General features: G+C 71.6%; 6 protein-coding genes. 5 read left to right on the forward strand and 1 reads right to left on the reverse strand.

Annotated elements, in window-relative coordinates; translation table 11 throughout:
• Positions 1-66: 66 nt before the first annotated feature.
• The 5 genes from ACWKZU_RS03530 to ACWKZU_RS03550 all read left to right on the forward strand — a co-directional run bounded on the left by ACWKZU_RS03530 (position 67) and on the right by ACWKZU_RS03550 (position 5,934).
• Positions 67-1,497 (forward strand): sugar nucleotide-binding protein, encoded by a 1,431-nt coding sequence (locus ACWKZU_RS03530; RefSeq protein WP_449281010.1) that lies wholly within the window; start codon positions 67-69, stop codon positions 1,495-1,497.
• Positions 1,498-1,596: 99 nt separating this feature from the next.
• On the forward strand, positions 1,597-2,748 hold the full coding sequence (locus ACWKZU_RS03535; protein WP_449281011.1) for a DUF1972 domain-containing protein: 1,152 nt from the start codon (positions 1,597-1,599) through the stop codon (positions 2,746-2,748).
• On the forward strand, positions 2,745-3,863 hold the full coding sequence (locus ACWKZU_RS03540) for a Gfo/Idh/MocA family protein (protein WP_449281012.1): 1,119 nt from the start codon (positions 2,745-2,747) through the stop codon (positions 3,861-3,863). Before ACWKZU_RS03535 ends, ACWKZU_RS03540 begins: the two co-directional genes overlap by 4 nt.
• Complete coding sequence (locus ACWKZU_RS03545; RefSeq protein ID WP_449281013.1) at positions 3,860-4,750, forward strand: hypothetical protein; 891 nt, start codon at positions 3,860-3,862, stop codon at positions 4,748-4,750. Before ACWKZU_RS03540 ends, ACWKZU_RS03545 begins: the two co-directional genes overlap by 4 nt.
• A 2-nt stretch (positions 4,751-4,752) precedes the next feature.
• A complete protein-coding gene (locus ACWKZU_RS03550) occupies positions 4,753-5,934 on the forward strand; it encodes a glycosyltransferase (protein ID WP_449281015.1) in 1,182 nt (393 codons plus the stop codon).
• A 98-nt stretch (positions 5,935-6,032) separates the two neighbouring features.
• On the opposite strand, the gene ACWKZU_RS03555 is transcribed toward ACWKZU_RS03550, so the two are convergent.
• On the reverse strand, positions 6,033-7,750 hold a 1,718-nt coding region (locus ACWKZU_RS03555), incomplete at its 5' end, for a PKD domain-containing protein (protein WP_449281014.1).

Genomic DNA, 7,750 nt, shown 5'->3' on the forward strand with positions numbered 1-7,750 from the left:
CGAGGACTGGTGGCGGCCGCAGAAGGCCGCGACCGAGGCGAAGTACCGCGAGCTGGGGAGGTAGGCATGGCGGCGAAGGAGCTCGCGATCCGCGAGACGACGATCCCCGGGCTCCTGCTCGTGGACCTCCCCGTGCACGGGGATCGCCGGGGCTGGTTCAAGGAGAACTGGCAGCGGGAGAAGATGGTCGCGCTGGGGCTCCCCGACTTCGGGCCGGTGCAGAACAACATCTCGTTCAACGACCTCCGCGGGGCGACCCGCGGCATCCACGCCGAGCCGTGGGACAAGTACGTGTCGGTGGCGACGGGGCGCATCTTCGGGGCGTGGGTGGATCTGCGCGAGGGGCCCGCCTTCGGCGCGGTGTTCACGGCCGAGCTCGATCCCTCGACGGCGGTCTTCGTGCCGCGCGGCGTCGGCAACGCCTACCAGACTCTGGAGGACGGCACTGCGTACGTCTACCTGGTGAACGAGCACTGGACCGCCGAGGCCCAGGGCGAGTACACCTTCCTGAACCTCGCCGACGAGACCGCCGGGATCGAGTGGCCGATCCCGCTCGAGCGGGCCGAGCGATCCGAGAAGGATCTGGCGCACCCGCGTCTCGCGGAGGTGACGCCCATGCGGCCGAGGCGCACGCTCGTCATCGGCGCGAACGGGAAGCTCGGGCGGGCGCTGCGGACGGCGCTGCCGCAGGCGGACTTCGCCGACCGCTCGTGCATCGACCTGTTCAACGAGGAGACCCTCGACCGCGTGCGCTGGAGCGAGTACGACACCGTCGTCAACGCCGCGGCGTACACGGCGGTCGACGCGGCCGAGACCGCCGAGGGCCGCGCCGACTGCTGGGATGCGAACGTGACCGGCGTCGCGCGCCTCGCCGGCCACGCCGCAGCGCACGGCCTCACCCTGGTGCACGTGTCGAGCGACTACGTGTTCGACGGGGCGAAGCGCAGCGCGTACGTCGAGGGAGATCCGATCGCGCCGCTCGGCGTCTACGGGCAGACCAAGGCCGCGGGCGACGCGATCGTCGGCACGCTGTCGCGCCACTACATCGTGCGCACCAGCTGGGTGGTCGGCGACGGCGACAACTTCGTGCGCACCATGGCCGCCCTCGCCGAACGCGGCGTCGATCCCTCGGTGGTCGACGACCAGGTCGGCCGCCTCAGCTTCACCGACGACATCGCGGCGGGCATCGTGCACCTCCTGCAGCAGCGGCCCGAGTACGGCGTCTACCACCTCAGCAACGAGGGGCGCGCCACCTCGTGGGCGGACGTCGCCCGCCGCGTGTTCGAGCTCCTCGGCCACGATCCCGGCCGGGTGAGGGGGGTCGGCACGGCCGAGTACTCCGCGGGCAGGCCGGCGGCGCCCCGCCCCCGCAACAGCCTGCTCTCGCTCGAGAAGATGGCCGGGACGGGATTCGTCCCGCGCGACGCCGACCGCGCGCTGGCCGAGTACCTGGACGCCTCGGGCGGTTCCCCGCGGGAGACGGGGCCGCCCGGGTGAGCGCATCGGGGCCTATTGAATGGCAAGCTCATCGATTACGCTGTGGTTCATGCTCCACTGATCGCATCGCTCCCACTCCTTCCAGAAAGTCCGGTCATCGTGTCTGCAACAGTACGGATCCTCGGTACGCACGGTGTTCCCGCTGCGTACGGCGGCTTCGAGACCGCTGCGGAGAACGTCGGGCTGTACCTGCGCGACCAGGGATGGAACGTCATCGTCTACTGCCAGGTGCCGGGGCGGGGTGAGACGGAGATCGACGAGTGGAACGGGTTGCGGAGAGTCAGGATCCACGAGCCCCGCGAGGGGTGGCGGGGCACCGCGTCGTTCGACCTCACGTCGATCCGGCACGCCATGTCGGCGCACGAACCCGGCGACGTGTGGCTCACCTTCGGCTACAACACCGGGGTGTTCGACATCGTGCCGCGCCTCCGCCGCATCCCCAACGTCATCAACATGGACGGCATGGAGTGGACCCGCAGGCGCTGGGGCCTGCTCAAACAGGGCATCCTGCTCGCGAACGAGCGGCTCGCGGGCTGGGTCGGCGACGTGCTCATCGCCGACCACCCCGTCATCGCGACCTATCTGCGCCGGCACTTCGGACGCCGGCGCGTGCAGACCATCACCTACGGGGCGCACGAGGTCGCGGAGGCCGCGACGGCTCCGGTCGAGGAGCTCGGCCTGACGCCGGGGAGCTACGCCATCGTGGTCTGCCGCCCGATCCCGGAGAACTCGGTGCTCGAGATCGTGACGGCCTGGTCGAGCCGGAGACGCGGCGTGCCGCTCGTCGTCGTCGGCCCCTTCGGGGACGACGATCCCTACCACGTCGCGGTCAGGGCCGCCGCGTCGGACGAGGTGGTCTTCCCCGGCGCGATCTTCGAACCGGAGCGTATCCGGGCGCTCCGATTCCACGCGGCGCTCTACCTGCACGGCCACACCGTCGGCGGCACGAACCCCTCGCTCGTCGAGGCGATGGCCGCGGGCAACCCGGTGATCGCTCACGACAACGCCTACAACACCTGGGTGGCGGGGCCGGCGAACGCGTACTTCACCGGCGCCGACGACCTCGGGCCGCTGCTCGGCGACGTGCTCGGCGACGACGAGCGGCTGCGCGCCATGGGCGATGCGAGCCGCGCGCGTTTCCACGACGAGTTCACGTGGGCGAGGATCGGCGGAGAATACGAGCGCGCGCTGCGCACGGCGCTCGCGCGCCGGCCCGTGCGCGAGGCGCAGGCGAAGGGAGCCGGCTCATGATCGACGTCGCCGTGGTGGGACTCGGGAAGATGGGGCTGTCCCACCTCTCGATGATCGGAGCGCACCCCGATGTCAACCTCGTCGGCGTGTGCGACGCGACCGGCTATCTGCTCGACATCCTCGCGAAGTACACCGGCGTGAAGACGTACAAGGACCTCACCAGGATGCTCGACGAGGCCGAGCCCCAGGCCCTCATCATCGCCACGCCCACGCATCTCCACGCCGGGATGATCCGCACCGCCCTGGAGCGCGGGATCCACGTGTTCTGCGAGAAGCCCCTGGTGATCGACCCCGCCGACGGCGTGGAGCTCGTCGAACTGGCCGCCGCTCGAGGCGCGGTCACGCAGGTGGGCTACCACAACCGGTTCGTCGGCGCCTTCCGCGAGGTCAAGCGCCTGCTGGAGCTCGACGCCATCGGGCCGGTCAACACCGCGCTGGCGGAGGCGTACGGACCCGTCGTGCTCAAACCCGCCGGGCGCACCTGGCGCAGCCAGCGGGCGACCGGCGGGGGATGCCTGTACGACTACGCGGCGCACCCGCTCAACCTGCTCACCTGGTACATCGGCCAGCCGGAGTCGGTGAGCGGCAGCCAGCTCACGAGCATCTTCTCCGCGCAGATCGACGACGCGGTGGCCAGCACCCTGCACTACCCCGGGGGCACCGCCCAGATCATCTCCAACTGGTCGGACGAGTCGCAGCGCAAGATGACCACCAAGATCACGCTGTGGGGCACTCACGGCCGCATCTACGCCGATCGCCAGGAGATCCAGGTCTACCTGCGCGACACGGCGCCCATCCCCGAGGGCTACCGAGCGGGCTGGAACGTGCGCTACACCACCGATCTGACCGAGGCGCCGTGGTTCTACCTGCGGGGCGAGGAGTACAGCGCCCAGCTGGACGCCTTCGTGCAGCGGGTGCGGTCCCGTCAGGTCGCCGGCACGAACGACTTCGCCTCCGCCGCCGTCACGGACCGGGTGATCTCGATGATCAGCGAGGACGCGGCGCGGGAGGATGCGCGCCTGCGCACGGAGGATGCGGCCGATGCGGCCGTCCCGCCCCGACGCGGGCGGATCGCGTCGGCGCTCAGCGCGCTGCGAGGAGGAGAGCGACGATGACCGCACGCACCATGGACCGTCTGCTCTTCGGCGACAACCAGTTCTTCGGCGTCAATCACATGTCGGAGGAGAAGGCCCGCGCGCAGCAGATGCGCTTCCAGGACCTCGACGCCATCATGCGCGTGATCGACAGCGCCTACGACGAGGGGGTGCGCACCTTCATGTGCACGACCCACGACCGCATCGCCGAGGTCGCCGACCGGGTGCGCGCGGCACCCGAGCGGTACGCGGACCTGAAGTTCTTCCCGTGCATGCCGTACGCGCACAAGTACGCCAACGCGGTCACCGACGAGGGCTTCCTCGGCGCGATACGCCGGTTCCTGCCGGACGAGGGCCTGCTCGACAGCATCGCGAGGGGAACGTCCTCGTTCGCGAGGAAGGACATCGAGGGCGTCACCACCCTGCTCATCGACGCGGAGCTCAAGATGTTCTCCGGCCTGCCGACCCCGGTGATCTGGCTGCAGAACGTCGTCGTCGACCTGCTCTCGGGGCTGGGGTTCACGGACGCCCTGCGGATCTTCGCCGATCACGTGCGCCGGCGCTACGGCGCGGAGCCCGGCTTCATCACGATGAATCTGCCGCGGCTGCTCGACGACCTCGACCGGGCGGGCGTGGAGAATCCCATCGTGTGCTCGAACATCAACAAGATCGGCTTCCGCATGTCCGGCGGCGTCGAGGGCTACCTGGAGGCCATGGCGGCGCGCCCGTTCCGAGCCGTCGCGATGTCGGTGTTCGCGAGCGGCGCGATCCCGCCCCGCGACGCCATCGAGTGGGTCTGCGGCCTCCCGAACCTGGAGTCGATCGTGTTCGGCGCCTCGAGCCGGGCGAACATCGCTTCGACGGTGAGCCTCGTCGACGAGTACTGGCAGTCGAGCCCCGCCCGGTGAGCATGCCGACCGCAGCCGGCGCGGCCGCACCGACCGTGCTCATCGCGAATCCGTCGGCGGACCTGTACGGCTCGGACCGGATGGCGCTCGAGACGGCCCGCGGCCTGATCGCCCACGGCTATCGTGTCGTCGTCACCTGCTCCATCGACGGCCCCCTCGTGCCGGCGATGCGGGAGCTCGGCGCCGACGTGCGCGTGCTCGCCGCGCCCGTCGTGCGCAAGAGCATGCTGCGCCCGCGCGGCCTGCTCGAGCTGATCGCGCAGATCGCGACCTCCCTCCCGCGAATGCGCCGCCTCATCCGCGAGGTCCGGCCGCAGTTCGTGCTCGCGAACACGGTGACCATCCCCTTCTGGACCGTCGCCGCCAGGCTGCGCCGGACTCCGGCGCTCGTCTACGTGCACGAGGCCGAGGCGTCGCTCAGGCCCGCCGCCCGAAGGCTCCTCACCGCGCCGCTGCGCCTGGCGGACGGGGTGATCTACAACTCCGAGACCAGCCGCCGGGTGTCGCCGGTGCCGGCACTCGAGAAGCGCCGGCGCACGCGCGTCGTCATCAACGGCGTGCCCGGGCCGGAGGGACTCGTCGGCCCGCGCAGCGAGCTCGCGCCGCCGCTGCGGGCGGTGTTCGTCGGGCGGCTCTCGCCCCGGAAGGGCCCCGATCTGCTCATCGACGCCGCCGGGCTCCTGCGCGACGAGGGCATCGACGTCGCGGTCGAGCTGGTGGGCGACGTCTTCCCGGGCTACGAGTGGTACGAGAGCGAGCTGCGGCGGCGCGCGACCGAGCTCGAGCTCGAGCACCGGATCGCGTTCGGCGGCTTCCAGCCGAGCGTGTGGGCGGCGCTGGCCAGAGCCGATGTCGCCGTCGTGCCCTCGCGATCCGACGAGTCGTTCGGCAACGTCGTCGTCGAGGCCGCGCTCAGCGGGCGCCCCGTCGTCGTCGCCGACCACTCGGGTCTGCGCGAGGCTTCGACCGGTCTCGCCGCGGCGATACGGGTGCCGATGGACGACGCAGCCGCCGTCGCCGCGGGGCTGCGTCGCGTGCGCGACGAGTGGCCGGCCCTGCGCGACGCCGCGCTGCAGGACGCCGAGTTCGCGCGCGCCCGCTACGATCCCGAGGGATTCCAGCGCCGCCTCGTCGACGCGGTGCGGCAGCTGGTCGGCCCGGGCACGGACACCCGCGCCCGGTAGAGCCCGCGCCCGGCAGGCCGTCGCGGGCGGCGCGACGGGGCCGCGGATCCTCCCTCGACCCGTCGAACGGGGCGGATCCGCGACCTCTCGTCCGGTCCCTACGGGACGACCGTCTGCGCCCGGAAGTCGTCGAAGAGCACGCTGTACGGCAGGGGCGTGAACCCGCCGCCGGTGTACGTCGAGATGCCGACGTGGCCGGCGGTCTGGAGCGCCGCGGTCGAGTCCGTGCCGCTCAGCTGCCAGTCGGCGGGCTCCGTCGTGCCCGCCACCCAGATCTTGCTGCGCAGCGTCGTCGGCGCCGTGCCGAAGACCTGCAGCCGCACGTTGTAGGTGGTGCTCGGCGCGAGCGTGAAGGCCGGCAGATCCCGCCACTGGATGACGGTCCCGCCGCGCGACAGCTGGGCCTGGACGGCGCCGTTCGAGCTGAACAGCCACCGGGCGCGGTAGTCCTCCGCGCCGACCACGCGGCCGAGCGCCGACACGTACATCCGCACGCTCGAGGTCGGCAGCGCGGCCACCCGGAACGAGGTCGTCAGGTCGGTGCTGTCGGAGACCGCCGAGTTGAGCGAGGCCGTGCGGGTCTGGCTCGCGGCCTGGGAGGTGAGGCGCGCGGTCCCATCCTCGATGCCGACGTTCGCCACCCCGGAGGTCTGCGTCCAGTTGCCGCCGGTCTGCGCGGCGCCGAGCGTTCCGACCGCGCGGTTGAAATCGTCGGCCGCGAAGATCGCGGGCCCCGGCGGTTCCGGTTCCTGCGGTGCGGTGACGGTCACGGATTCGCTGTGCGTCGCGGTGGCGCCGCCGTTGTCGGTGACGGTCAGCGTGACGGTGTAGCTGCCCGCGGTCGCGTAGGTGTGCGTCGCGGTGGCTCCGGTGCCGGCGGGTGTTCCGTCGCCCCAGTTCCAGGAGTAGGAGGCGATGGATCCGTCGGGATCGTTGGAGGCCGAGCCGTTGACGCTGACCTGGAGGTCGGCGGTCGTGGCGGTGAAGGCCGCCACCGGATCCTGGTTGGCCGGCGGTTCCGGCTCCTGCGGCGCACCGTCCGTCGAGCCCGCCCAGAAGTTGTCGAAGCGGGTCTGGAACGGCGTGTTCGTGACCGCGCCGCCGAGGTAGACGCCGAGCCCCACCTGCCCGGGAGCCTGCAGGGCCAGCGCGGAGTCGGTGGTCGTGGTCGTCCAGGTGCCGGGCTCCGCCGAGCCCAGCTTCCAGACCTTCATGCTCAGCTCGGTGGGCGACGTGCCCGTCGCCTCGCCCCGCAGCCGGATGGTGTCGCCGGCCGCCATGTTCACCGGGGTGACCACGTTCGTGAGCACCGTGCCGCCCCGGAGCAGCTGCGCGGTGACGCCGCCGTTCGCCGCGACGATGACCCGGGCCATGTACTCCTCCGAGCCGATCCGGCGCAGGTGCACCGTGCTGAAGGAGCTGCCGCCGACCGGCCGCTGCGGGAGTGCGATGTCGACCTCCACCGCGGTGTCGGTCGACGAGACGCCGGTGAGGTACGCGTAGCGCTGAGAGCCGCCCGCGGGCTGGATGAACTCGGCCTGCTGCCCGTTCACCCGGTAGTTCGCGGCGCTCTGCACCAGCGCCCACGCCCCGCCCTGATCGGCGGTGCCGAGCCCGGTCGCGAGGTTGCGGCCGAAGGCATCGCGAGCGTAGGTCACCGCGCCCACCGGGGCGCTCACCGAGACCGTCTGCTCCGTCTCGTCGGTCGCGCCCTCGTCGTCGGTGACCGTCAGCGTGACCGTGTAGGTCCCGTCCTCCGCGTAGGTGTGGGAGGCGGTGACGCCGGTGCCGTCCGGCGTGCCGTCGCCCCAGTCCC

The sequence above is a fragment of the Leucobacter sp. genome (assembly GCF_053528595.1).

Excerpts from the sequence above, each read along its gene's own strand:
- ACWKZU_RS03540 (WP_449281012.1), top strand. The coding sequence starts at position 2,745 with ATGATCGACGTCGCCGTGGTGGGACTCGGGAAGATGGGGCTGTCCCAC.
- ACWKZU_RS03545 (WP_449281013.1), top strand. The coding sequence starts at position 3,860 with ATGACCGCACGCACCATGGACCGTCTGCTCTTCGGCGACAACCAGTTC.
- ACWKZU_RS03550 (WP_449281015.1), top strand. The coding sequence starts at position 4,753 with ATGCCGACCGCAGCCGGCGCGGCCGCACCGACCGTGCTCATCGCGAAT.
- ACWKZU_RS03530 (WP_449281010.1), top strand. The coding sequence starts at position 67 with ATGGCGGCGAAGGAGCTCGCGATCCGCGAGACGACGATCCCCGGGCTC.